This is a genomic window from Maritimimonas sp. 2205BS37-2 (assembly GCF_056591755.1).
Genome location: NZ_JBWQOI010000003.1, coordinates 186428 through 211788 on the forward strand (window position 1 = coordinate 186428; position 25361 = coordinate 211788).

Below are 25361 nucleotides of genomic sequence, written 5' to 3' on the forward strand. Positions count from 1 at the left end.
ATTTTTGCGCAAATAATCATATCTAAATGGATTTTAGTACCGGACAAAAAATTTTTGCCTTACTTTTTATAATTGGTTTTGCCATAGTAATGGTTTGGACCTATAGAAAAGACATCAAATTACACAAAATTCACTATAGAAAAGTTTGGCTTGTACTTCTCATTATTATTGCCGTAATACTAGCTTTTAAGTATATCGCATATTATTTACACGAGTAATTATTTCTTATACTTAAGAACATCTGAACGCCCTTTCTTAAATATTTTATTACTATTATGCTTTCCTCTACGAAGTGCCTTTTGATCTTCATATGGAAGGTTATAGACCTCTTGACAATCTATTGAACAACACCCCTGCAACTTATCTTTACATTCTTCACACTGAATGAATAATAAATGACAAGCTTCATTTTCACAATTTACATGAGTATCGCAAGGTTTTCCACATTGGTGGCAGCTAGCAATTACATCATCTGAGATTCTTTCTGCTCGACGGTGATCAAACACAAAGTTCTTACCGATAAATTTATTTTCTAAATTATCTGCTTTTACCTGACGCATATATTCAATAATACCACCTTCAAGTTGGTATACATTCTTAAAACCTTTATGTTTATAATAGGCACTTGCTTTCTCACAACGAATACCTCCCGTGCAATACATTAAAAGATTTTTATCTTCTTTATGTTCCTTAAGATCTTCTTCTATAATATCTAAGGAATCGCGAAAAGTATCAACATCAGGAGTAACTGCTCCTTTAAAATGCCCAATTTCACTTTCGTAGTGATTTCGCATATCAACGCAAATGGTATTTGGGTCTTGAAGTAATTGATTAAATTCCTTTGCTTTTAAATGCACACCTTTATTTGTAACATCGAAGGTATCATCATTCAAACCATCGGCCACAATTTTATGACGCACTTTAACCTTAAGTTTTAAGAACGACATATTATCTTGTTCAATCGCAATATTTAAGCGAATATCTTTCAAAAACGGGATGCTATCCAAGTGCGATTTAAATGCATTAAAATTCTCAGCAGGCACCGATAATTGCCCGTTAATTCCTTCGCGAGCTACATAGATTCTACCTAAAACATCGAGCTCATTCCAAGCAACAAAAAGATGATTTCTAAATAATTGAGGGTTACCAATTTTGGCGTACTGATAGAAAGATAAGGTTAATCGCTGTTGACCAGCTTCTTCGATTAACGCGGCTCTTTCTTTTGCACTTAATGTATTGTACAGTTGCATGCTATACTAATTTTAAGATTAAAAGATTGTTATAAATTTTGGGCAAAAGTACTAATTTTCTTAGTTATAAAAATTTTTTCTTTGAGAAGACCATAGAAAACTTTGACAAAATGAACACCGCATCTATTCGCGATTTCTTCATTCTAAATAAAAGTTTAAAATTTAAAAAATCAAGTTCTTTTGATAGATATTAAACTTTTAAAGAATTTTATTGGTTTTAAGAGCTTTTTTATAGTCTTTTTTATGAAATTTGCATGAAATTAATCATAAATAAAGAAAATCATGAGAGTAGCTGTAGTTGGCGCTACCGGAATGGTAGGCACAGTGATGTTAAAAGTACTAGAAGAACGTAATTTTCCAATTACAGAATTAATACCTGTAGCTTCTGAACGTTCTGTTGGTAAAAAAATAACTTTCAAAAATACCGACTATACCATTGTTGGTTTACAAACAGCTATTGATATGCACTTAGATATAGCAATTTTCTCGGCTGGAGGAAGTACTTCTCTTGAATGGGCTCCCAAGTTTGCAGAAGTTGGAACTGTAGTTATTGATAATTCATCAGCCTGGCGTATGGATGCTACTAAACGATTAGTTGTCCCCGAAATTAATGCTGCTCAGCTCACCGAAGATGACTTAATTATTGCAAATCCTAATTGTTCAACCATTCAGATGGTAGTCGCTTTAGCTCCACTTCATAAAAAATATGGAATAAAAAGATTGGTAATATCTACGTATCAATCTATAACAGGAACCGGAGTAAAAGCCGTTCAACAACTTGAGAATGAATACAAAGGTGAAAATGGTGAAATGGCCTACCCTTACCCAATCCATAGAAATGCAATACCACATTGTGATGTGTTCGAAAGTAATGGTTATACAAAAGAAGAATTAAAACTAGTTCGAGAAACACAAAAGATTTTAGATGACAAATCAATTGCCATCACAGCAACAGCGGTTCGCATACCTGTAGTAGGAGGACATAGCGAAAGTGTTAACATTGAATTTGAACATGATTTTGACGAAACCGAAGTAAGAAACATCTTAAGTGAAACATCTGGTGTTACGGTTCAAGACAATACAGCGAGTAACACATATCCAATGCCAATTTATGCTGAAGGCAAAGATGATGTATTTGTAGGTAGAATACGTCGTGATTTATCACAGCCTAAAACTTTAAATATGTGGATTGTTTCTGACAATTTACGAAAAGGGGCTGCTACAAATGCAGTACAGATTGCAGAATACTTAGTGGCAAATAATTTAATTAGCTCTAAAGCAACCGTTTAAATTGTCTTAAAGAAATCATAAATTTTGCTTAGAATTAAAGGCTCACTTTTTCGGTGAGCCTATTTTGGTTAATTTTATAGCTTCTTAAACATAACTCATGAAAAAACTAACTCTATTTGTAGCGGCCTCTCTGCTATTAATTTCCTGTAAAACAGAACAAAAAACTGAAGAACAACTAGCAATGACCTATCCAGAAACTAAAAAGGTTGATACCGTAGATACCTATTTCGGAGCAGAAGTAAAAGATCCTTATCGATGGTTAGAGGATGATATGTCTGATGAGACCGGTGAATGGGTCAAAGAACAAAATAAGGTAACCTTCGGATATTTAGACAAAATTCCCTACCGAGAAGAGCTAAAAAATCGTTTGGAGAAATTATGGAATTATGAGAAATATTCAGCTCCTTTTAAAGAAGGAGAATACACCTATTTCTATAAAAATGACGGATTACAGAATCAGTATGTTGTTTATAGACAGAAAGATAATGAAGACCCTGAAATATTTTTAAATCCAAATACTTTTTCTGAAGACGGCACAACTTCTTTAGGAAGTTTAACTTTCTCTAAAGATGGAAGTATCGCCGCCTATACTATCTCTGAAGGAGGATCAGACTGGCGTAAAATCATTGTTATGGATGCGCTAACAAAAGAAATAAAGGAAGACACTTTAATTGATGTAAAATTCAGTGGAGTTTCATGGAAAGGCAATGATGGTTTCTTCTATTCTAGCTATGATAAGCCCAAGGGAAGTGAGCTTTCTGCTAAAACAGATCAGCATAAGCTATATTATCATAAACTAGGTACTCAGCAAAAAGATGACAAGCTAATTTTTGGAGGTACAGAAGCTCAAAAGCGTAGATATATATTTGGTGGAGTTACAGAAGACGATCGTTATTTAGTGATTTCTGGTGCCAAATCTACTTCTGGGAATGATTTGTATATTAAAGATTTAACCAAATCAAACAGTCCTTTAGTAACTGTACTAGACAATTTTGATAGTGATACTTATGTAATCGACAATGATGGCGGCAAATTATATTTGGTAACAAATATGAATGCTCCAAATCAAAAAATTGTAACTGTTGATGCATCGAATCCGGCACCTGAAAATTGGAAAGAATTTATCCCTGAAACTAAAAATGTTTTAAGCCCAAGTACCGGAGGCGGATACTTCTTTGCCGAATATATGGTCGATGCCATTTCTAAAGTACTTCAATATGACATGGATGGTAAGTTGGTTCGAGAGATAAAACTTCCTGGTGTTGGAAATGCCGGTGGATTTAACGGTAAAAAAGAAGACAAAGAATTGTATTTCGGATTTACGAACTATACCAACCCATATACTATCTATAAATTCAATACTCAAGATGGCGATTACTCAGTTTATAAAAAACCTACAATAGGTTTTGAAAGTGATGCTTATGAGTCTAAACAAGTTTTCTATAACTCTAAAGATGGTACAAAAGTACCAATGATCATTACCTATAAAAAAGGAATTGAGCTAAACGGCAAGAACCCTACCATCTTATATGGTTATGGCGGTTTTAATATTAGTCTACAGCCTAACTTTAGTATTGCAAATGCTGTTTGGATGGAACAAGGTGGTATTTATGCTGTTCCTAATTTAAGAGGTGGTGGTGAATATGGTAAAGAATGGCATAAAGCCGGAACGCAATTACAAAAGCAGAATGTCTTTGATGACTTCATCGCGGCAGCTGAATATTTGATTGAAAACAACTACACTTCACCTGACTATTTAGCCATTCGTGGTGGATCGAATGGTGGTTTACTAGTTGGTGCTACTATGACTCAACGGCCAGAGCTTATGAAAGTTGCTTTACCTGCGGTTGGGGTTTTAGATATGTTACGCTATCATACTTTTACTGCGGGGGCAGGATGGGCGTACGACTACGGAACGTCTGAGCAAAGCAAGGAAATGTTTGATTATTTAAAAGGGTACTCACCCATACACAATGTAAAAGAAGGTGTTAAGTATCCAGCTACCTTAGTTACAACTGGTGATCATGATGATCGTGTAGTACCAGCGCATAGCTTTAAGTTTGCTGCAGAATTACAAGACAAGCAATCAGGTAATAACCCAACACTTATACGCATTGAAACCAATGCCGGGCATGGTGCCGGAACTCCTGTAAGCAAAACCATCGAACAATATGCAGATATCTTTGGTTTTACCTTATATAATATGGGAGTGACAGAGCTAAAATCTAAATATAAAGATTAATAAAATAATAGATTCTTTAAAAAAACCGCTTGGAATTCAAGCGGTTTTTTTATGTTATTTTTGCCGCTTATGCTAAACGTGCAGAACATATCATTTGGTTACCAAAAACAACAAGTACTCAATAATATTTCATTTTCTGTTAATAAAGGTGAAAATCTTGCAATTGTTGGTGAAAGCGGATCGGGGAAAACGACACTACTTAGACTACTTTATGGAGAATATGATCTCCATAGTGGTTTCATTAGCTGGAATGATAAAAAAATTTTAGGCCCCAAGTTTAATCTAATTACCGGCCCAGATTTTATGAAGCATGTGGCTCAAGAATTTGATTTGATGCCCTATACTTCTGTTGAAAAAAATATTGGCAATTTTCTATCGAATCTATATCCTGAAAAAAAACAACAACGCATTAATGAGCTACTGGAAGTAGTAGAATTACAAGACGTATCTAACACTCATGTACGATATTTAAGTGGTGGACAAAAGCAACGTGTGGCCATCGCTAAATCATTGGCAAAACAACCCGAAATTTTATTGTTAGATGAACCTTTTAGCCATATTGATAATCTAAAACGTCAATCTTTAAGACGTAGTTTATTTCAATTCTTAAAAGAAAAGAAAATTACCTGTATTGTAGCTACACATGATAAAAACGATGTGCTAGGTTTTGCAAATTCCATGCTCGTTTTAGACAAAGGTCAAACCATTGCACATAACGATCCAGAGTATCTGTACCTCAATCCTGAAAATAAATTAATAGCTTCTTTCTTTGATGAGTTTAGCGAATTTCAACTTTCTGAAATAAGTGATACTAAAAATGATACTTTGATTTTTGCTTATCCTCATCAAGTTCAAATAGCAAAAACTTCTTCGTTAAGTGCTATTGTTAAACGGTCATATTTTAAAGGTGACCATTATTTGATACAATTAGTTTTTAATGATAAAAGCATTTTTGCAAAACACGATACTACTATCAAAGATGGCACAACAGTTTTTTTTAAGGTAAACCGAAGTGCCTAAAAAACCCTCAACATCTGTAAGGCTTTCATATTATTTAGGATCCAGTAAGTTATCAATACGTGCAATCATATCATCATAATGATATCGTGTAATTGTATTTGCACCGCTTCTTGCAGATCTTAATTTAGATCTTAGAAGTGATAATTCACCGCGCACTAATGCTCTTATATCAGATGTATTTACGTTATACGATATCACACCTTCAAACCCCGGCCTGTTTCTTCTAGGTTGCGGAGTTTTCTCGGTTAATAGATACCCCATTCTATCAACATAAGTTCGTTGTAAGTTTCTTCTATAAATATCAACATTTCTTCGTGTATTTGCCTCCTTAAAAACACCGTTTCTAAGATCTCTTAACATATCTAGAGCACTGTAATAAGAAGAATTTACAGTTTCGGCATCAATAAGCCTCCCTATTCTATCAAAACTTAAAAGCGAATTAAGATGTCTTGCTTGTACTCTTCTTAGCCTCTCAAAATAACCTGCATGATCGATATTCTTAAGAATCGATTTATCAATTAGCCAAGATGGAGTATCAAAAATATTTTTTTGAAGCCACTGCATGGAAGACCTTTGCGTATTTCTATCTTGATGTGTATAGATTACTCCTTCTTGATTTGGCATTTTGATATTCTCATAAACACCACCAATATTTGTGAGTACATGACCAATATACCTACTATAAACACCTAGCAATTCGCCATATAACTCCTCCAGATCTTGATAATTATTCGTAACATCAGAAGTCCATTTAGGAAGGTTTTGTGCAACTATTTTAAGGTTTTTAAGCCCATAATCACTTGCTTTTATTGGATCATCTCCAACACATTCTGTTTGTGATTGTGGATCAAATCTACTCGACTGTCTTCCAAATTTAAATCTTGGATCACTTGCTTTTTCTACTATCCATTTGTCTAATATTGCCTTTTCGTCGTCTGCTGAATTTATCTCAGGTAAATATCTGTATCCCCAATTAGTCACATAATGATCATATGGGCCTATCTGACGAATAAAACGAATGTTTTCATCTCCTGGCTGTGCAACGTAATTATAGCGCGTATAATCCATGATACTCGATGCCAATCCATACTTTTGAGTAAACGCTCCGCTTCTTAAAGAATCTACAGCATAGGCATAACTTGCAGCCATATTATGAGGATACCCTAAAGCGTGCCCTACTTCATGTGCAATAACCATCCGCATCATTTCCCCAATTTCTTCTTCGGGCGTATCTAACGTTCTTGCACTTGCATTCGCCGCTCCGGTTTCTAGCAAATATCGATTACGATAGCTTCTCAAATGATTATGATACCATATAATATCACTTTCGATAATTTCTCCACTTCTTGGGTCGGAAACACTCGGGCCAATTGCATTTCGCGTAGTGCTTGCCACATATCGAACTACCGAATACCGAATATCCTCAGGGCTAAACTCAGGGTCTTCTTCTGGCGAAGGAGCATCTTTTGCGATAATAGCATTTTTAAAACCAGCTGATTCAAAAGGCTTCTGCCAATCTTCAATTCCTTGTTTTATAAATTTTCTAAGCTTTTCTGGAGTGCCTGGGTCTAGATAATAAACTATCGGTTTCACGGGCTCCACCAATTCTCCTCTTGCATATGCAGCTGGGTCTTTAGGTTCTAATCGCCAACGACGGATATAAGTTTTTCTATCAGCTTTTAACGCTTCACTACCAAAATCATATTGACTTACAGTAAAGAATCCTACTCTAGGATCATACAGCCTTGGTTGCATAGGAACCTCGGGTAATAAGATCATTGATTGATTCATTTGAAGGCTAATAGCGCCTGTAGCTGCTGAAGATGGTGGCTCTGAAGCAGTATATGTAAAATCTTGTTTCACCTCAATATTTTCAGGAAAGCTTTTAATACTATTTATAAAGCTTCTTGAAGCATCTAAACGCTTTACTTTATAGCGTTTCCTTAGAAAACTAGGCAATCCGCTTATCGCAAGAACATCTGTAGAGAATAATTTAGTAACATCAATTACCACAGCGGTAGAGTCGTTATTAAAAGCTTTTATATCAAAAGCAAATAAAGTAGGTTCATAATTATTAACATTAACAGATTCGCTTATCGCTTTTGTACTATCGGCTACATTGGCATATGACCTTACTTTTAGAAGTATTTTATCTTGAAAACGCTCCCAATGCACAACTTGTTCATTGGTTTTAGTTCCTGCATTAAAATAACCTCCGCCTAGTCCTGTAGGTATTTTAGAAACTCTACTAACCCATAGCAGTTCTTTTTTTAGTTTTGAAAAGGGTATTTCATAATAATAGGTTTTATCAACTTTATGAACATTAAATAATCCGTTATCGGTTTTCGCCTCTTTAGTTATAACCTCATTATATTTCTTTATCCCATTTTTTGGCTTTGGCTTTACGGAATTTGTAATTTGAGTTGATTTCTTTTTCTTTTTACGTTTTTGAGAGTGTGCGGTAGGTACAAGCAAAAAAAGCAATAAGATACTGGCTAGAAGGGGATTTTTCATAATCTTTTTAAGTTAAAGCGCCTAAAGTTAATGATTACTAGTATATCTCCTTTATAACAAATTGTTTATGAAATGTTAAAGTTTCTTCCACTTTTTTGCCAAGCAACAATTTTCCAATAGGAGAACCTGTAGAAACAACAAAGTATGATTCTTCATTTATTTTAAATTCACCCGCGCTTATTGCTAAAAAATAAGTGCCTTGATCGGTAATTATGAGACTGCCTAACTTTGCTTTATCAGAGCTATCAGCAATTTTTATTCGCTTTAAAACGCTCTTCATGGTATAAACAACTTCAAGTTGTTGGCTTGCTTTTTCCATTTCTAATTGCAACATGGCTCGCCCCGTTTCATGCTTATCGCCAGCGCTACTTTTCGTTTCAGAACTTAAGGCATCTTGATGCGATTTAATGGTATTAAGAATTGCTTTTTCTTTTGTTTGTACAAACTCAATACAAGCATTATATAACTGTTCTTTTATTGAAGTCATTCTAACAAGTTATTATTTAAAAACTGCGTTATAAATTTTCTCTACTAGCAGATTTCCCAACGGAAAGTAGAGCGCGAAAAATAAGGCCATTCCTAAGCTAAAGTTTCTAATATTAAATAGTTTGTCAAGCATGTTATCTGGATAAGCATGTGAGCTTTCTAATGCATATCCTCCAAACTCCAACAATCCCATGGCGATCAACCCATAGGCATATTGCATATGAAATGGTAAACCTCGCAAGAGTAAGGAAACGGGTATCATATACAATACATAAACCGTTATAACCTGCCACCAGTATGTAAATCGCGCAATTTCTGCTACTTCTCCAACCTTATCCATTAAAAATCCGCAGGTCAAATAGACGATAATATAAACAACAATCATTTTTCTATCTACGTTAAATTTTAATTTGATATAGTTTGAAAATTCACGCATATAGATCAATTTAAAATAGCATATGATGCATACTTACCATGATGTGAAATAGAAATCTCACAATCTAATTTGGTGTTTCCATGATATACCTTTGGAACTCCTAGTTTATCTTTTTTGATTTCTAATCTAGAAACTAGTATGTTTTTAAATTCAGAAATTTCGTTAAGTAATTTTCTAGTTGCTTCGATATGTTGTGTATGGTAATCGTTATTATTTACTTGAAAATAATGACAGTTTACAGTCTTATCTATATTAGATAAAGCAATTGTATGTATATAATCTGTAGTTGGTTGCGACTTTGTTTGAAAGCTTTTATTATTAATGCTAACCATTCCTCTATTATTTTCTTTAAGAGTACACCTTAGTTTTTTTGGATTAAAAAACCGTGTTGAATTTTGTTGCACATAAATTTTATAAACACTCTCCTTCATGCTCCATAACAACCAAACCATTTGAAAAGGATTATTAGACTTAAAAATATAGAGTTGCTCAGATTCAGTAAAAATCTTATTTAAAAATCCTTTACGTTGCCAATTGTTTTGTTCGGAGGCGTACTGTAAATCTACAATGTCATTACCTATCATCTGGTATTTAGCTTAGTTGAAATAATATCTATGGCGGCTTTTACATTTAGCATTTTCTCCATTGACTCATTATCGATTTCAATGTCAAATTTATCTTCAACATCTAAAACCACATCTACTAGATTGGCAGAATTGATTTTTAGGTCGTTGATAAAATCTGTTTCTTCATTAAGGGTTTCAAAAGCGGATTCATCTTGAACATAGGGCTTAACGATCTCTTTTAAAGAGGATATCATTTCTTCTTTGGTCATATATTTTAATTTAGATTCTCATTTATATAGTTGGATATTTTTTAAAGATCACACAAGCATTCACATCACCAAAACCAAAGCTCGCCTTGGCAATAACATTTAATTCTTTTTTCATTAGTTGCTTAGACATTTTAGCAATGTCAATTTTTGGAATTATATCAGGATGTATATCCTCACAATTTATAGTTGGAAAAATAAACCCTTCTTTTAATTGAATAATTGATGCCACACTTTCTATAGACCCTGCAGCGGCTAAACAGTGCCCAATCATTGACTTTAACGACTGAATAAATGGAAAATCCGTTCCCTGTCTATTCAAGGCCAAAGTCCAATTTTCTATTTCTGTAGGATCTTTAGCCGTTGCTGTTAGATGACCATTAATAAGATCAATCTCACTTGGGTGAATCCCAGCAAATTTAATTGCTTCTTTTAAACAATTTTGAACTGCTTTGGAATTTGGAGCGGTCATAGTACCTCCATTTCGTTGCCCTCCTGAATTAACAGCACCGCCTAATATTTCAGCATAAATTATTGCACCACGCTTTTGTGCGCTTTCCAATGATTCTAAAACCAAAGCTCCCGCTCCACTACCTGGTACAAACCCAGAAGCGTTGGCACTCATAGGTCTGGAGCCTCGTATCGGTTCATCATTATGTTTATAAGTCATTACGCGCATAGCATCAAAAGCGCCCCAAACATATGGCCCATGTCCATTAGCACTGCCTACTAACATTCGTTTTGCTTTACCTGCCCGTATACGCTCAAACCCCATTAATATAGCTTCCGTTCCGGTTGAGCAGGCGGAAGAATTGGTAGTAACCTGATTTCCTAAACCGAGCATCCCTCCCAAATAGGCACTCACACCGCTAGCCATGGTTTGCGCAACAACAGTACTCCCTAGTCTTCGAACGTTCCCTTCATCTAGTTTATACACAGACTCTCTAAATTTTTCAACTCCAGATGTTCCAGCGCCAAATACAATACCACTATCAAAATCAACTTCATCATTGGAATCTAGGCCTGCGTCTTTCCATGCATCAATGCCCGCAATACAGCCATAAGTTATCCCCGAAGCATTAAAATTTCGTAATTGGAGGTCTGAAAAATAATGCTGTTTCATTTCCTTTGTTACATTAGGAATTCCTCCAATGCAACATGAAAAGTTCAGGTCTTTAAGCTCTTGGTAAAATTGAATTCCAGACTGCCCTTGTTTAATCGCCTTGGTGAAGCTTTCTTTACCAACCGCATTTGGCGCAACAACTCCCAGCCCTGTAATAACAACTCTATTCATAATTAAAACTTAATCATTCCAGCAATTACACCTTTGCAAACCAATTTCTTCTGCTCATTAAATAATTGTACGTTACATTTGAGTTTATTAAACCGAAAGTATTCTTTTTTAGAAATGACTGTTACTTTTTCACCAGGGTATACTGGCAAATAAAAATCAATACTATTTGATGTGAGTGCTATTTTCGGAAATCCAGAAGCTGCTATATGCTCTTTTAAAAGATAAATCCCTAAGCAGACCACTCCAATTTGCGCCATGGTTTCGGTTAAAATAACACCTGGAGTAATAGGATTGTTTTTAAAATGTCCTTTATAGAAATATGCACTTTCTTTGAAGGTATATGTGCCCTCAACTCCGTCTTCAGAAACCATATTTAATTCATCTACAAATAAAAATGGTTCTTGATATGGTAACAACGCTATAATTTCCTTTCCAGTCATTTTTAACTTATATGTTCTCCTCCATCAACGGGTATGATACCTCCATTAATCCAAGAAGCTTCGTCTTTGCTCAATAAATAAACTACATTGGCTATGTCTTCTGGTAACGTTAATCGCTTAAACGGATTACGTAATAATGAATGTTCTTTAATCTGTTCGCTTCCCGGAATAGCTCTTAACGAAGCTGTATCAGTTACACCCGCTTGAATACAATTTGCCCTAATTCCGAAAGAGGCAAACTCCAACGCTATATTTCTTGTAATGGCTTCTAAAGTTGTTTTAGCAGCTGAGACAGCTGCATAATTTTTCCAGGCTTTCTTATTGCCTTCGCTGGTAAAACTTATAATTCGTGCGTCTTCGGCAAACAATTTTTCATCAAACAATGCTTTGGTCCAGTCGTACAAACTAACAGCCATGGCGTCAATGGTTAAATGAAAGTCATCATTTTTTAAACTAGCCCTTTCATCAGAAACCATTGGTTTTAAATTCCCTTTAGCTACGCTGTGTACCAGAACTCTTACTTTATGATTAGTGCCCATTTTTTCTATGAGTTCTGTAATTAAATTTGTTCTAATTTCTTCTTTAAATGCATTGTCATTAAAGGTTACCAACTCGATTTTTTGGTTTCTGATTTCAGAAAATTCTTCTTCTATGCTAACCATTTCAGTTCTACGATTTCGATGAACAATACAAATATTCATTCCATGTTTTGCCAATTTCTTAGCAGTTGCTAAACCCAACCCACTTGAACCACCCAGAATTACCGCCCAATAGTTTTTATTTTGAAATTCTCTTACCATTCTACTAATATACGTTGTGCTGAAAAACCAGGTCCAAAACTTAATAATAATCCTTTATCTCCTTTGGGTAATTTCTTATCTAAAAATCGTTCTAATACATATAAAATTGTTACACTAGACATATTGCCATACAACCTGAGCACCTCTTTGGTATCTTTTATACTCTTCCCTAAAACACCAAATAAGTCTTCAACGGTCTGTACTATTTTTTTTCCTCCAGGATGAAAGATTAAGTGATCAACATCTTCAATTGTACAGTTATTCCTTTCTAAAAAAGGATGTACAATTTTAGGGAAATGTTTAGCGATTGTATCTGGTACTGATTGATCAAGAATCATCTGTAAACCCGATTCTACCAATTTAAAACCCATCATATGTTCAGCATTGTAGAAATGGTACATGGCCTCATCTATTACTTTTATACCTTCATCTTCTTCATAAGAAGATAAAATAACACTTGCAGCTCCATCGCCGAAAATAGCAGCGCTAACAATATTTACCATTGAAAAATCATTCACCTGAAAAGTAGCCATGGGCGATTCTACAGCTATTACAACAGCTCGTTTATTCGGATTTGCTTTTAAAAAATTCTTTGCATAAATCATCCCTGAGACGCCAGCGGCACATCCCATTTCCGTTACCGGTAATCGAACAACATCTTGCTTCATTTGCAGCTTATTAATTAAATATGCATCTAAAGAAGGAATCATAATACCAGTACAACTTACTGTAATAATATAATCTATATCTGTAGCCTTAAGTTTTGTCTTTTCTAGCACCTTTTTAAAAGATTCTTCGGCCAATTCCACAGACTCTTTTGCATAAATTGAATTCTTTTCTGCGAATGACGTGTTTAAAAAAACCGCCTCTGCATTTAACATAGAATAGCGTCTATCAACACCTGCATTTTCAAATATCTTCATTGCTTTACGCTGAAAACGTTTCTCTTGACCAGTCAACCAAGTTTTTACAAATGGCAATATTTCTTCAGTACTTTTTGTATACTGAGGTAATTGTTTGGCTACAGAAAGTATTTTTACACTCATATCAACTCTGAATTATCCATTGATATCGAAAAGCCCATTTCCATTCGATACTGCTTTTCTTATTAATCTTCTTTGATATAATTTCCAATTCATTTTTCTTAAATCCTTTTAAAATAGATAATAATCCATCGTGCGTAACCATAGAATTTTTCATGGTTAAACTCAATATTTTAAACAGGTAATACGCCAGCTTATGACGATGTAAATCGTTTATTACAATCCCAAATTTGGCTTTAGAACTCAATTCATTTAACAAATTTGTTATTTGGTTTTCATTGAAGTGATGTAAAAATAGTGTCGCTAAAACAATATCATATTCAAGTGCTTTAAATTCATCACCAAATACATCAAATTTGTAAAATTTAATTTCCGAAAATTCTTTAGAGAGATTTTTAGCATACTCTACCGTAAACTTATTGGCATCAATACCTTTCAAATTAAACTTACGGCCAGAAACCCTACCATACTTTGCTATTTCTCGAAGCATATCTCCATTGCCACACCCCAAATCAATGATACGCACTTCGCTTTCGTGGTTGTTTTTTAAAACTTTTTTGATTCCATTTAGCGTTATACTATTCCCCCCTAATCGCTTATTTATTAAGGCTATTTTATCTAGTGTATCACGAAGTTGTTCTCCTTGCAATGATAGATCATCCATTAACTCTTCATTAGTACTTCTATATGTAGTATTAATAAATATACTCATGTTGTAGTTAATGGTTTTCCGTGTGTTTTCTCTATAATTGTTGATAAAGCTCCTGGTAATAGACTTAATCCAGAAATCAGCAATGGTGAAAGGTGATCAAGCCTAAATAATGAAGCCAATATTTTTCCTGTTCTTAACCGAGATTTAAATTCTTTGCTCCACGCTTTTTGGTAATTTCTTTCTAACTCTGATCTTGAAGTAATCTCACCAGAAAAGAACTCATAAATTAATGAAGAAAGTAGTTGTGCACTTTGAATTGCCATGCTCATTCCGTTTCCACAAAGTGGATGAATTAAACCAGCACTATCTCCACACATAAGTACATGGTCTTCTATTAAATTTTTTGTTGAAAAAGATATTTGGCTTATCGTTAATGGTTTTTTAAAAACTGGAACGGCTTCTTCAAAAAATGTTTTAAGGTATGGATTTTTATAAAGTACTTTTTTCTGGAAATCCTCGATGTTTTTGTACTTTTTAAATGAAGCATAATCAGCAATATAGCATGCATTAACGTATTCATTTTCTACTTTAGATAACCCGCAATAACCGCCTTCGAAGTTATGTAGCGCCACCACATTTTCTTGAAAGTCCTTTTTATAATGTGCTTTAACTGCTAAATATGGTGAACTTGTCGAAATAAACTTTCTATTTAGTTTTTTATCTAATTGAGTACGTTTTCCGTAAGCACCAATTATAATTTTCGCCTTAAAAAGCATCCCTTCTTTTAAAATAACCTGAAATTCATCATTATTAAAACTTACATCTAAAACTGTATCATGCAAAATGGTTGTTCCCGCACCTATGGTCATTTTAGCTAGTGCCTCATCTAATGTATATCGACTTATACTAAAGCCTCCCATTGATAAATGAGCACTAATTGTTTTTCCTGTTTTTGAACTTAATATTATCTTATCTATTTTTTTTGCCCCCAATTGAAAAGGGTCAAAATAAATTGAATTCAAAAATGGCAATACCTCGTTTGAAACATACTCACCACAAACTTTGTGGTTTGGATATTGATTTTTCTCTAAAAGCACTACAGACAATCCATTTCGCGAAAGATAAATAGCATTGGTTAATCCAGCCAAGCCTCCGCCAATAATTATTATGTCTACTTTCATGATTGAGGCTTCATTTTTTTATTATAAAATTCACTTCAGCTTTAACTTTATCTGATAAGACCCAACTCCTTCCTCCTACGTCGTATGCCTTTCTACTTATGGTAAAATTTGATACCACAGCATAGCCTTCTTCTTCTTCGGTAAGATTTAATGGTATTATTACTCTTTTTGTTACATCTTTTATTGTAAGTTTTCCATGTACTCGATAACTATTATGAGCCATTTTTTCAATTTTATATGAAGTAAACCGAATAGTAGAATGATTTACAGCATCAAAATAATCTTCTTCTAATAAATGTTTATCCCTTTTAGCAATTCCCGTATTGATTGTATTTACTGGTATTGTTACATTAATAAAACTATTCTCAAGATCATTAATAGTAATAATACCCTTTACAGTACTTTCATTAAATGTACCTTTTACATACATTCCAATATTTTTAATCTTAAAGTTTATAGTAGCTTGATCAATATTTTGCTGTGCTATAGTTGCAGACACATTGAAGAAAAGAAACATGAATATTAGTATAGATCTCATAGCTCAACTATATATAACTTTATATTTTGACGACGGTATTTGTATTTCATTTCAATCTTTGTAAATTCTCTTTTAGATTGGCAACTAATAGAATGGTTACACTATTTACATTAATTCTGCCAATTCTCTACCAACTGTACTGCCAATAGCTACACCCATACCTCCAAGACGTACACCACAAAATGTATTATTACTTATTCGCTTAACTATAGGTTTTTTATGATCTCCAACTCCCATAATCCCGCTCCATGTAGCATCAATTTCAAAATGTTTATCTGGCAAGATTGTTTCTTTTAACAGCTCTTTAAGCTTATTTTGAACTAATTCTGTTTGCCCAAAATCAGAAGTCTCTTCTGCTTTAAAATCAAGGTTTCTTCCACCTCCAAACAGTATTCTATCATCTATATTTCTAAAATAGTAATAACCTTTATCTAAATGAAATGTTCCTTTTATATGTAAATTCTCTATCGGTTTAGTAATAAGCACTTGTGCTCTGGCTGGTCTAACATTTTGAGGAAATAATTGATGGGCAAAACCGTTTGTGGTGATAAAGAGTTTACTACTGGCAAACTCATTCTTATTGGTTTTAATGGCTACACTCAAATTTGAATCATTAAAACTTTGCACAGTTATATTATTGAGAATTTTAATCCCCGTGTTTTGCACTTTATAAAGAAGTGCCTCCATCATTTTCCCCGTATCTATCTGGCCTTCAAACATATTATAAGAATATCTGGCTACAATATTCTCAAACCCAAATGTATTTTCTCTAAACGAAAAGACATCCTTTTTAAATATTGGTTTCAGAAGTTTATTTATCTTGTTATTCATTACGACACAATTTTCATAAAGTTGTTCATCGACAAATAACTCATATCCCCCATATTGCTTAAAATCAATTGCAGTATCTCCAAGATTCTTGCGCAATAATTGCAATCCATCCCAACGTTTTTCAACCAAATCAAAAACATCTTGTTCTGAATGGTGTTCTAAGTCTTCAATAAGTTCAGATAGACTGCCAAAGCAGGCAAATCCAGCATTCTTCGTACTTGCTCCTTGTGGTAACATTCCTTTTTCTAGAACCAAAACTTTTGCATTAGGGTATTTTTCTTTTAGGTATAAAGAACAACTTAAGCCAACAATACCACTTCCCACTATTGTAAAATCAACGTTAGAAAACCAAGATTTTTGCTCCCAATAACTTAAATTCATGTTTTAAAGATAAATGAATTTTTAGCTGCAAAAATGTTATTTTAGAGCAAAATTATTTCTGATGCCTAAAAAAAGATGTACCTGGTGTGGTAATGATCCATTATACATTGAATATCATGATAATGAATGGGGAGTTCCTGTTTATGATGATGACACCTTATTTGAATTTTTAATTCTTGAAACTTTTCAAGCCGGATTAAGTTGGATAACCATATTACGTAAAAGAGAAAATTTCAGAAGGGCATTTGACAATTTCGATTATAAAAAAATTGCTGAATATGATAATTCTAAATATGAATCTTTACTGCAAGATGCTGGCATTATTAGAAATAAATTAAAAATTAAAGCCACTATATCCAACGCTCAAACCTTTATAAAAATACAAGAAGACTTTGGTTCTTTTTCTAAATACATCTGGAAATTCACCAAAGGGAAACCTATAAGAAATGAATTTAAAAATGCCTCAGAAGTGCCCGCTACAACAGAATTATCTGATATAATTTCTAAAGATCTAAAAAAACGAGGTTTTAAATTTGTTGGCTCAACGGTAATTTATGCTCATATGCAAGCAACCGGTATGGTAAATGATCATACCACAGATTGTTTTAGATACCATGAAGTTTAAAACTAGAACTTCTATTTTTTGTAACAAAACAAAAATATTAACAGTCTTTTTAACAGTACATTAACTAAATTGATATTTGCATCGAGCTAAATTAGTCTAGCCAACCTTGTAAGTCATGAAAAAATATCTCGTTTTTCTAATATTGACTGCGTGTATACCATTAATGTGTGCACAATCTACCAATGGGAATCATACCAAAAACTCAAATACAGAAAAAATAACCAATGATCATATTCCGCAAAGTTTATTAAAATCAAAATTTAAAATATTGGAAACCTATGAAGATGTACAAGGATCTCCCTATATAGAAAATTTTTCAGGTGTTAGAAATAATATCCCACTAGGCAAGCTTTATGACCTTGAAATGAATCTTATTGGTACCGCTTTTATTCTATACAATGCTTATACTGATGAAATGGAAATTTCTGCTATAGAAGACAGTGTTGATTTTTATAGACTCAAAAAAGAATCAAACTCTTTTTATGTTAAGTTACTAGAAAAATTATATAGAGCATATGTTTCTGAATATCAAATAAACTACTTTGTCATTTTATCTGATAATGATAACGAAGCTGCTACCTTACTCAAGAAAGAACAAGTAATTTTCATAAAAGGTGGTAATAAGCAAAACGTCTCTTTAGTACAAGCAGAACCTTCATCGTATAGAAGGGTAAAAGATAGTTACTATATAAAGCTTAACAACTTGGTCTATAAAATTCCTAATAAGAAAAAAAGTTTCTTCGCTCTATTTAAAGAAAAAGAAGATCTTATTAAAGCTTATATAAAAGAAAACAAATTAAAAATAACTTCAGAAGAAGATCTACTCACCATTACAAGTTACTATAATTCTTTAACCAAAAATTAGCTAAAAAACCTAATAATTCTAGAGCCCAAAGAATAACTTTATTTTATCGGTATATAAATTTCTGTTTCCCATTCAGCTGGATTTGTATTAGTCAATGGGCCATTTTTATATACTTCTAAAGCAGCGCCGCCAGCTACTTGCTCTAAACTATTATCAGCTAAATATTTATAAGCTGTTTCCCAAGCTTCTTTTAAGTTATTGTAATCGCCAGTAAGCGTTGTTTTAATTGCTTTAAAAGGTTTTAACATTCCAGTTTGTAAACCACTGCTATTATCGGTGATCACTCTATCGGTTACCGGAGCAGCGCATGAAAAAATGACTGCATTATTCTCTTCGTCATACTTATGATATAAGCTAAAAGGTGCTCCAGCCATTTTAATATTATTCTTTTTTACATATTCTGAAATCTTTGGCATCATTTCTTCCATCTTAGCTTCTAGTTCATCAATTTTGCACGAAGTTGTATTATAAATATAATAACCTCCGCTATGCATAGTTTCTCCATCAACTTTAACACTATACTTTTCTAGATCTAATTGAATAACACTATCTAATTTAGACAGCCCTTTTTCATAATCAGGTCCTACCATCTCATCCATTTTGGCTGCAATAAAACGTTGCATAAACGGGAATTCACCTTTCATACCCCAAGTTACTTCTGTTCCGCCTCCTTCAGCAGGTTTAAATTTCCAATATATGTCAGATTCAGATTCCCAGGGCTTGGTGAAGCTAATTTTTTGGTCAATCGATTCATTAGCTATTGCTTCTAAAGTTTCCATACTTCCAGCTCCAACATCGTCGTTACTACTGTCCCAATTATAGGTAGCTCCTGTACCCGAAGTTATATCTCCAAAAGTTAACTTAGTTGTTGGGTCTTTATAAAGCCATGGCGACCAGCTTTCCCATGTCTTATAATCGTTCACCTTATTAAATACCATATCAATAGGTGCTTTAATTACTTTAGAGCGTTGCACCTCAAAATTACCATCTAAAGTTGCTAAGTAGATAGCACCACCAATAACGACAATAAGTAATACTAAAAGTAAATATTTTAAAATTTTCATTTTGATTGTTTTGGGTTAGTAATTCCAACAAATATAGCTATTTAAGTTAATTTTTTAAGTAAATTTGACACTCTTTAAATTAAACTTTAACAAATGAAAATCAAATATTTTTTTAGCAGTGTTCTTATAATAAGCCTATTGTGGTCATGTTCAAAAAAAGAACCTGTTGAGACTCAAAATGAAAAAAAGGAATCTTTTGACTATGTTGTAGATCAATTCGCAGACCTTAAAATATTGCGGTATCAAATACCAGGTTTTGATGAACTTACTTTAAAAGAACAAAAGCTTGTTTACTATTTGACGCAAGCCGGATTAGCTGGTCGTGATATCATGTGGGCACAGAATTATCGTCACAACTTGGCTATAAGACATGCTTTAGAAAATATTTACACAAATTATAATGGTGATAAAAGTATAGATGATTGGAAGGCTTTCGAAACATATCTTAAGCGTGTATGGTTTTCCAATGGAATTCATCATCATTATTCGAATGATAAAATCAAACCCGACTTCTCTAAAGAATATTTAAATCAATTATTAAAGGAAACAAACACGACCTTAACAGAAGATGCTTTAGAGGTTATCTTTAACGATCAAGATAAAAAGAAAGTTAATTTATCTAAAGATGCAGATATCGTATTAGAATCTGCCATTAATTTTTATGGCCCCGATATTACCGAAGAAGAAGTTGATGCCTATTATAACGCCGTTGCTGTAGCTAAAGATAAACCGATAGAAAAAGGACTAAATACGAAGCTAGTGAGAGAGAATGGAAAGCTTGTAGAAAAAGTATACAAATCTGGAGGACTCTATGGAGCTGCCATAGATAAAATTATTTACTGGTTAGAAAAAGCTAAAGAAGTTGCTGAAAATGATAAACAAGCTAAGGCTCTAGGACTTTTGATTGAATACTATAAAACTGGTGATCTTAAAACTTGGGATGATTATGCCATTGCATGGGTAGAATCAACAGATGGTAATATAGACTGGATCAATGGATTTATTGAAGTATATAACGACCCTAAAGGATATAAAGGATCTTATGAAACAATTGTAGAAATAAAAGATTTTGATATGTCTAAGAAAATGGCCGTGCTATCTGAAAACGCACAGTGGTTTGAAGACAATGCACCTTTAGATCCTGCACATAAAAAAGACAGTGTAGTTGGAGTATCTTATAAAACTGTAAATGTAGCTGGTGAGGCAGGAGATGCTTCTCCTAGTACGCCAATTGGAGTGAACCTTCCTAATAATAATTGGATTCGTCAGCAACATGGGTCAAAATCAGTTTCTTTAGGAAATATTATAAACTCATATAACAATGCAGGAGGCTCTGGTAGGTTAAAAGAATTTGCCCATGACGCAGAAGAAATTGAATTAGAAAAAGAGTATGGTCAACTGGCTGATAAATTACATACTGCTTTGCACGAGGTTGTAGGTCATGCAAGCGGGCAAATTAATGAGGGAATTGGTACTCCAAAAGAAACTTTAAAAAGTTATGCCTCTACATTAGAGGAAGGACGTGCAGATTTAATTGGTCTTTATTATTTAATGGATCCTAAACTTCAAGAATTAGGTTTGGTAAAAGACTGGGAAGCTACCGGTAAAGCTGCTTACGATGGTTACATAAGAAATGGATTAATGACTCAATTAATACGTTTAGAACCAGGAACAGATGTAGAAGAAGCGCATATGCGAAACAGGCAATGGATTTCGGCTTGGGTCTTTGAAAAAGGTAAAGAAAATGGTGTTATTGAAAAAGTAAATAAAGAAGGTAAAACGTATTTTAACATTATTGATTATGTGAAATTACGTGAGTTGTTCGGGCAACTTTTAAAAGAAACACAACGTATAAAATCAGAAGGAGACTATGAAGCAGCACAAGCTTTGGTTGAAACTTATGGTGTAAAAGTTAATCAAGACATCCATAAAGAAGTTTTAGAACGGAATAGCAAGTTTAAATCAGCTCCATATAGCGGGTTTGTAAATCCTGTACTAGTTCCAGAAACTAATGAGGCAGGTGAGATAACAGCTATAAAAATAGTTCAGCCAGCTTCGTTTGAAGAGCAGATGTTAGATTATGCAAAAAATTACAGCACACTTAGTTCGGACAAGTAAGCAGTAAAAATTAGAATTTTTATGAATCCGTTTCACATCATTTGAAACGGATTTTCTATTATCCAAACTAAAAAATAAGTTACTTTAGCCATAGCTAAAGTAGCAGAAGCATAACATGAAGGGAGTTGTAACTAAATCAACCGGGAGTTGGTACACTGTAAGAACAAAGGAAGATCAAATCTTTAAATGTAGAATTCGGGGAAAATTCCGCATGAGCGGAATTAAAAGTACAAACCCAGTTACCGTTGGAGATATTGTTGATATCGATTTAGAAAAAGGTAATGACAACGCTATTATTGTTAATATTCACGAACGGAAGAACTATATTATTCGTAAATCGGTCAATTTATCGAAACAAACTCATATTATTGCGGCCAACATCGATCAGGTATTTTTACTCGTAACACTAAAAGAACCTCAAACATTTACAAGTTTTATTGATCGATTTTTAGCAACAGCTGAAGCATATTCAATACCTGCTATCTTATTGTTTAATAAACTGGACCTTTATGATAAAGAGCTTTTAAAAGAAAAGCAAAAACTTCAAGAAATTTATAGAAATATTGGCTATGAATGTTTGGATGTTTCAGCGATTAATGACATAAATCTTAATAAATTAAAAGAGATTATGAAAGGTCGTGTAAACATGTTTTCTGGGCATTCTGGAGTTGGTAAATCAACATTAATAAATAAAATTGCCCCAAACCTCGACCTAAAAACTGCTGAAATTTCATCACAACATAAACAAGGTCAGCACACAACTACATTTGCCGAAATGTTTGAATTACCATTTGATGGATATATAATTGATACGCCAGGCATTAAAGGTTTTGGTGTAGTAGATTTTGAAGAAGATGAAGTTGGGGACTTTTTTCCAGAGATCTTTAATTTAAAACATCAATGTAAATTTAATAACTGCCTGCACACCAATGAGCCAAACTGTGCAATAAAACAAGCCGTAGAGAAAAATTTAATAGCGCATTCTAGATATCGAAGTTATTTACAAATCTTAGCTGGTGAAGATGAAAATTACCGGGTTGATAATTATATATAAGACATGCGCGTAGTTATTCAAAGAGTTTCACAAGCTTCAGTAACGGTAGATAATAAAGTGATTAGTTCTATTAAGAATGGTTTATTAATTCTTGTTGGGATTACAAATAATGATACTAAAAGTGATATTGATTGGTTATGTAAGAAAATCGCCAACCTTCGAATTTTCAATGATGAAAATGGAGTAATGAATAGATCATTATTAGATGTTAATGGAGATGCTATTGTTGTGAGTCAGTTTACTTTACATGCCTCAACAAAAAAAGGAAATCGCCCTTCATATATCTACGCAGCAAAACCCAACATAGCCATTCCTCTTTACAAGAAGTTTATTCAACAACTAGAATCAGAACTTCAAAAAGAAGTGGGGACTGGTATTTTCGGTGCAGACATGAAAGTAAGTTTACTAAATGATGGCCCAGTAACTATTAGTATTGACTCCCATTCAAAAGAATAATTTTATATATTCGCGCCTCATTTTTAAGTAAAAATTGCATGAGAAGTAAGGTTTTTTCATTGTTTCTAATTGTCTTTCACGTCTTTTTTTCTTTTTCTCAAGATCTCGATCTGGCTGTTTTTAGTATCCCAGATAGTCTTTCAAAAAATGCAAATTCTGTTGTACGTTTTTACGACACTGATATTGAATTATCATCGCATAAAAAAATGGTTATTAAAACCAGAAAAGCTATTACCATAAAAAATAAACTTGGTGATCACGAATCAAAAATTAGGGTTTTTTATGATAAAAACACCAGAATTAAATCATTGAAAGTCATAATATTTGATGAAAACGGAAAAGAAATAAAAAAGATCTCGAAAAGTAAGTTTACAGACTTTGCAGCCGTTGACGGAATATCTCTGTACAATGATGGTCGCTTAAAATTTTATGGCTATGTTCCTATTTCATATCCATATACCATATATTTTGAACATGAGATAGAAAGTTCTAATACAGCTTCAATACCGCCTTGGATTCCAATTGATTCTTACAAACAGGCAGTAGAGCAAAGTAATTTTAATTTTTCTTTTCCAGAAGGGCTAAAAATTCAGAAAAAAGAAAGCCTATTTAAACGTTTTAATGTTATAAGTAGTTTAAACGAAAACTCAATATCATACTCTCTAAAAGCTATTAATTCTATTGAAAAAGAGGATTATAGCCCTTCCATGAGTAAGCTACTTCCTTCTGCCAAATTAATGACCAATAAATTTAATATTGAAGGTATTGATGGTTACGCCAATGATTGGAAAGAATTAGGTAAATGGCAGTATGAGAATTTTTATAAAAATATAGGTGTGTTACCAGACGCTACTAAAAAAGAAATACAAAATTTAGTGGCCGGTATAGAAAATCCGATTGAAAAAGCCCGAATAGTATACAAGTATGTGCAAGACAAAACACGTTATATAAGTGTTCAAGTTGGTATAGGTGGTTTAAGGCCAATGTTAGTGCAAGATGTAGATAAATTGGGCTACGGTGATTGTAAAGCCCTCACAAACTATACAAAGTCACTTCTTGAAGCCGTGGGTGTTGAATCTTACTTTACCGAGCTCTATGGAGATCGAGAGAAATTAAATATGGATTATACGGCTCCCTATATACAAGGTAATCATGTTATTCTAAATATTCCAGATGGAGACCAAGATGTATGGCTCGAGTGCACAAGTCAAACCGTACCTTTCGGCTATATTGCCAATTTCACAGATGACAGAGATGTTATTGTAATTAAGCCAGAAGGTGGTATTTTAAAACATACTACTTCCTATAAGGCTAAAGAAAATCTACAAACAACAACCGCCACATATAAAGTAAATTCTGATGGGAGATTAATTGCCAGTGTTGAAATTGCATCTAATGGTTCACAGTACGGCCATCATTATGAATTAGAAACAAAATCAAAAAAAGATTATGATAAGTACTATAAAAATTACTATTGGTCTTACTTAAATAATCTTAATATTATTGATGCCAAGTTTAACAATGATAAAACGAATGTCATTTTTAAAGAAACGTTGAAATTATCTGCTACAGATTATGCGTCGTTTAGTGAAAACAGAATGCTTTTTACCATCAATTCTTTTAACCGAAATATAAATATCCCTAAACGGTACAGAAATAGAAAATTTAATCTGGAAATTTCGCGTGGTTATTTAGATAAAGATGAATATACCATTGACATTCCAAAAGATTATTCTTTTGAATCTATTCCTGATGATGTAAGTATCGAAAGTAAGTTCGGATATTATAAATTTTCGATAAAAAAAATAAATGACAATCAATTAAAATATTATAGAGAGCTCTTTGTAAAAAAAGGGAAGTATTCGAAAAAAGACTACTCACTTTATAGAAGGTTTAAGAGACAAATAGCCAAATCAGATCAAACCAAAATTATATTAACCAAAAATTAA

The 25361-nt window shown here is 33.3% G+C and carries 25 protein-coding genes; 10 read left to right on the top strand and 15 right to left on the bottom strand.

Features of this window, described 5'->3' with window-relative positions:
• Nucleotides 1-26 precede the first annotated feature (26 nt).
• Nucleotides 27-218 (top strand): hypothetical protein, encoded by a 192-nt coding sequence (locus AC1EUU_RS13825; RefSeq protein WP_480202032.1) that lies wholly within the window; start codon nt 27-29, stop codon nt 216-218.
• Here the strand turns inward: AC1EUU_RS13825 and trhO are convergent, their stop codons facing one another.
• Entirely contained in the window at nt 219-1250 is a 1032-nt protein-coding gene (gene trhO / locus AC1EUU_RS13830) for an oxygen-dependent tRNA uridine(34) hydroxylase TrhO (protein WP_480202033.1), read from the bottom strand.
• Between the two features lie 282 nt (nt 1251-1532).
• Here trhO and AC1EUU_RS13835 point away from each other — a divergent pair, with 282 nt between their 5' ends.
• The 3 genes from AC1EUU_RS13835 to AC1EUU_RS13845 all read left to right on the top strand — a co-directional run bounded on the left by AC1EUU_RS13835 (nt 1533) and on the right by AC1EUU_RS13845 (nt 5802).
• On the top strand, nt 1533-2540 hold the full coding sequence (locus AC1EUU_RS13835; RefSeq protein WP_480202034.1) for an aspartate-semialdehyde dehydrogenase: 1008 nt from the start codon (nt 1533-1535) through the stop codon (nt 2538-2540).
• Between the two features lie 97 nt (nt 2541-2637).
• Nucleotides 2638-4782: a prolyl oligopeptidase family serine peptidase gene (locus AC1EUU_RS13840; RefSeq protein ID WP_480202035.1), complete on the top strand. Its 2145-nt coding sequence runs from the start codon at nt 2638-2640 to the stop codon at nt 4780-4782.
• A gap of 69 nt (nt 4783-4851) precedes the next feature.
• Nucleotides 4852-5802: an ABC transporter ATP-binding protein gene (locus AC1EUU_RS13845; RefSeq protein ID WP_480202036.1), complete on the top strand. Its 951-nt coding sequence runs from the start codon at nt 4852-4854 to the stop codon at nt 5800-5802.
• A gap of 30 nt (nt 5803-5832) precedes the next feature.
• Here the strand turns inward: AC1EUU_RS13845 and AC1EUU_RS13850 are convergent, their stop codons facing one another.
• From AC1EUU_RS13850 to AC1EUU_RS13910, 13 genes are all read right to left on the bottom strand, one after another.
• On the bottom strand, nt 5833-8316 hold the full coding sequence (locus AC1EUU_RS13850) for a zinc-dependent metalloprotease (protein WP_480202037.1): 2484 nt from the start codon (nt 8314-8316) through the stop codon (nt 5833-5835).
• 37 nt (nt 8317-8353) lie between these two features.
• Nucleotides 8354-8803 carry a 3-oxoacyl-ACP synthase gene (locus AC1EUU_RS13855; protein WP_480202038.1) on the bottom strand — a complete coding sequence of 150 codons (450 nt, stop codon included), beginning with the start codon at nt 8801-8803 and terminating at the stop codon, nt 8354-8356.
• A 12-nt stretch (nt 8804-8815) separates the two neighbouring features.
• On the bottom strand, nt 8816-9238 hold the full coding sequence (locus AC1EUU_RS13860) for a hypothetical protein (RefSeq protein ID WP_480202039.1): 423 nt from the start codon (nt 9236-9238) through the stop codon (nt 8816-8818).
• Between the two features lie 5 nt (nt 9239-9243).
• A complete protein-coding gene (locus AC1EUU_RS13865; RefSeq protein WP_480202040.1) occupies nt 9244-9822 on the bottom strand; it encodes a 4'-phosphopantetheinyl transferase family protein in 579 nt (192 codons plus the stop codon).
• Complete coding sequence (locus AC1EUU_RS13870) at nt 9819-10073, bottom strand: acyl carrier protein (RefSeq protein ID WP_480202041.1); 255 nt, start codon at nt 10071-10073, stop codon at nt 9819-9821. The genes AC1EUU_RS13865 and AC1EUU_RS13870 overlap by 4 nt, the downstream gene beginning before the upstream one ends.
• Nucleotides 10074-10095: 22 nt before the next feature.
• On the bottom strand, nt 10096-11367 hold the full coding sequence (locus AC1EUU_RS13875; protein WP_480202335.1) for a beta-ketoacyl-[acyl-carrier-protein] synthase family protein: 1272 nt from the start codon (nt 11365-11367) through the stop codon (nt 10096-10098).
• Nucleotides 11367-11804, bottom strand: coding sequence for a 3-hydroxyacyl-ACP dehydratase FabZ family protein (locus AC1EUU_RS13880; protein WP_480202042.1), 438 nt, complete (start codon nt 11802-11804; stop codon nt 11367-11369). The genes AC1EUU_RS13875 and AC1EUU_RS13880 overlap by 1 nt, the downstream gene beginning before the upstream one ends.
• A gap of 2 nt (nt 11805-11806) precedes the next feature.
• Entirely contained in the window at nt 11807-12604 is a 798-nt protein-coding gene (locus tag AC1EUU_RS13885; protein ID WP_480202043.1) for an SDR family oxidoreductase, read from the bottom strand.
• Nucleotides 12598-13650 (bottom strand): type III polyketide synthase, encoded by a 1053-nt coding sequence (locus tag AC1EUU_RS13890; protein WP_480202044.1) that lies wholly within the window; start codon nt 13648-13650, stop codon nt 12598-12600. Before AC1EUU_RS13890 ends, AC1EUU_RS13885 begins: the two co-directional genes overlap by 7 nt.
• A gap of 1 nt (nt 13651) precedes the next feature.
• A complete protein-coding gene (locus tag AC1EUU_RS13895; RefSeq protein ID WP_480202045.1) occupies nt 13652-14359 on the bottom strand; it encodes a methyltransferase domain-containing protein in 708 nt (235 codons plus the stop codon).
• Nucleotides 14356-15480, bottom strand: a complete 1125-nt coding sequence (locus AC1EUU_RS13900) for an NAD(P)/FAD-dependent oxidoreductase (protein WP_480202046.1) — start codon at nt 15478-15480, stop codon at nt 14356-14358. Before AC1EUU_RS13900 ends, AC1EUU_RS13895 begins: the two co-directional genes overlap by 4 nt.
• A gap of 10 nt (nt 15481-15490) precedes the next feature.
• Entirely contained in the window at nt 15491-16018 is a 528-nt protein-coding gene (locus AC1EUU_RS13905) for a YceI family protein (RefSeq protein ID WP_480202047.1), read from the bottom strand.
• 105 nt (nt 16019-16123) lie between these two features.
• Nucleotides 16124-17230 carry an NAD(P)/FAD-dependent oxidoreductase gene (locus AC1EUU_RS13910; RefSeq protein WP_480202048.1) on the bottom strand — a complete coding sequence of 369 codons (1107 nt, stop codon included), beginning with the start codon at nt 17228-17230 and terminating at the stop codon, nt 16124-16126.
• Nucleotides 17231-17291: 61 nt separating this feature from the next.
• Between AC1EUU_RS13910 and AC1EUU_RS13915 the strand changes: the two genes are divergently transcribed.
• A complete protein-coding gene (locus AC1EUU_RS13915; protein WP_480202049.1) occupies nt 17292-17855 on the top strand; it encodes a DNA-3-methyladenine glycosylase I in 564 nt (187 codons plus the stop codon).
• 115 nt (nt 17856-17970) lie between these two features.
• Complete coding sequence (locus AC1EUU_RS13920; RefSeq protein WP_480202050.1) at nt 17971-18720, top strand: hypothetical protein; 750 nt, start codon at nt 17971-17973, stop codon at nt 18718-18720.
• Between the two features lie 38 nt (nt 18721-18758).
• Here AC1EUU_RS13920 and AC1EUU_RS13925 read toward each other — a convergent pair whose 3' ends face one another.
• Entirely contained in the window at nt 18759-19784 is a 1026-nt protein-coding gene (locus AC1EUU_RS13925; protein WP_480202051.1) for an SRPBCC family protein, read from the bottom strand.
• A gap of 93 nt (nt 19785-19877) precedes the next feature.
• Here AC1EUU_RS13925 and AC1EUU_RS13930 point away from each other — a divergent pair, with 93 nt between their 5' ends.
• From AC1EUU_RS13930 to AC1EUU_RS13945, 4 genes are all read left to right on the top strand, one after another.
• Nucleotides 19878-21902 (top strand): dipeptidyl-peptidase 3 family protein, encoded by a 2025-nt coding sequence (locus AC1EUU_RS13930; protein ID WP_480202052.1) that lies wholly within the window; start codon nt 19878-19880, stop codon nt 21900-21902.
• Nucleotides 21903-22017: 115 nt separating this feature from the next.
• Nucleotides 22018-22956, top strand: coding sequence for a ribosome small subunit-dependent GTPase A (gene rsgA / locus AC1EUU_RS13935; protein ID WP_480202053.1), 939 nt, complete (start codon nt 22018-22020; stop codon nt 22954-22956).
• 3 nt (nt 22957-22959) lie between these two features.
• Nucleotides 22960-23412: a D-aminoacyl-tRNA deacylase gene (gene dtd, locus AC1EUU_RS13940; protein ID WP_480202054.1), complete on the top strand. Its 453-nt coding sequence runs from the start codon at nt 22960-22962 to the stop codon at nt 23410-23412.
• Nucleotides 23413-23450: 38 nt separating this feature from the next.
• Nucleotides 23451-25361, top strand: a complete 1911-nt coding sequence (locus AC1EUU_RS13945; RefSeq protein WP_480202055.1) for a DUF3857 domain-containing protein — start codon at nt 23451-23453, stop codon at nt 25359-25361.